The following is a 1,579-nucleotide window of genomic DNA, read 5'->3' on the forward strand; positions in this document are numbered from 1 at the left end:
AAGGCAGATGGTTCCGGAGTGGATCTGGCCAACGTCAAGATGAGCATGAACCCCTTCGACGAAATCGCCATCGAAGAAGCCGTCCGCCTCAAGGAAGCCGGCATTGCCACTGAAGTCATCGCCGTCTCCTGCGGCGTCGCCGCCTGCCAGGAAACCCTGCGCACCGCCATGGCCATCGGCGCCGACCGCGGCATCCTCGTCGAAACGGACGTCGAACTGCAACCGCTGGCCGTCGCCAAGCTCTTGAAGGCCCTCTGCGACAAAGAACAACCGCAACTCGTCATCTGCGGCAAACAAGCCATCGACGACGACGCCAACCAGACCGGCCAGATGCTCGCCGCCCTGCAAGCCTGGCCGCAAGCCACCTTCGCCTCCAAGGTCGTCATCGCCAACGGCAAAGCGACAGTCACCCGCGAAATCGACGGCGGCCTCGAAACCCTCGAAATTTCCTTGCCAGCTGTCGTCAGTACCGACCTGCGTTTGAACGAGCCGCGCTACGCCACGCTCCCCAACATCATGAAAGCCAAGAAAAAGCCGCTCGACACCGTCAAGCCGGCCGACCTTGGCGTCGACGTCACGCCGCGCCTGACCACCCTCAAGGTCGCCGAACCGGCCAAGCGTTCTGCCGGCATCCGCGTCGCCGACGTCGCCGAACTCGTCAACAAACTCAAGAACGAAGCCAAGGTGATCTGATCATGACCATTCTCGTTATCGCCGAACACGACCACCAAAGTCTCAAAGCCGCCACCCTCAACACCGTCGCTGCCGCCGCGAAGATCGGTGGCGACATCCACGTCCTCGTCGCCGGATCAGCCTGCAGCGCAGCCGCCCAGGAAGCTGCCACACTGCAAGGCGTGAGCCTCGTCAAAGTCGCCGACGCCGCTCACTACCAAAGCCAGACCGCCGAGAACCTCACCGCCCTGGTCATTGCCAACGCAGGTGGCTACAGCCACATCCTCGCCCCGGCCACCACCTTCGGCAAGAACCTCGCACCCAGAATCGCCGCGCTCCTCGACGTCGCCCAGGTTTCCGAAATCACTGGCGTCGACAGCCCGGATACCTTCGTCCGCCCGATCTACGCCGGCAATGCCCTGGCCACGGTGCAGAGCGCCGACAAGATCAAAGTCATCACCGTGCGCACCACGGCCTTTGACACGGTCAACCGGGAAAATGCCGCAAAAATCGAAAGCATCGCCGCGGCCAATGACACCGCCCAAAGCACCCTGACCCACCGCGAACTGACCAAATCCGAACGGCCCGAACTCGGCGCCGCCAAGATCATCGTCTCCGGTGGTCGCGGTCTGGGCAGTGGCGAGAACTACCACACCCTGCTCGAACCGCTCGCCGACAAGCTCGGTGCGGCGCTCGGTGCCTCAAGAGCCGCCGTCGATGCCGGCTTCGTCCCGAACGATTACCAGGTTGGCCAGACCGGCAAGATCGTTGCGCCGCAGCTCTACATTGCCGTCGGCATCTCGGGTGCCATCCAGCATCTGGCCGGGATGAAGGAGTCGAAAGTCATCGTCGCCATCAACAAGGATCCCGATGCACCGATCTTCCAGGTGGCGGATTACGGGCTGGT

2 protein-coding genes are annotated in these 1,579 nt (G+C 63.0%); both read left to right on the forward strand.

All coding sequences use genetic code 11. The annotated features are described in order from the left end of the window. On the forward strand, positions 1 to 693 hold a 693-nt coding region (locus AC07TV_RS22700), incomplete at its 5' end, for an electron transfer flavoprotein subunit beta/FixA family protein (protein ID WP_494650679.1). A 2-nt stretch (positions 694 to 695) separates the two neighbouring features. Then, positions 696 to 1,579 (forward strand): electron transfer flavoprotein subunit alpha/FixB family protein (locus tag AC07TV_RS22705; protein ID WP_494650680.1); only part of this gene is annotated, 884 nt, incomplete at its 3' end.

Source organism: Azonexus sp. GW821-FHT04F04 (genome assembly GCF_059420025.1).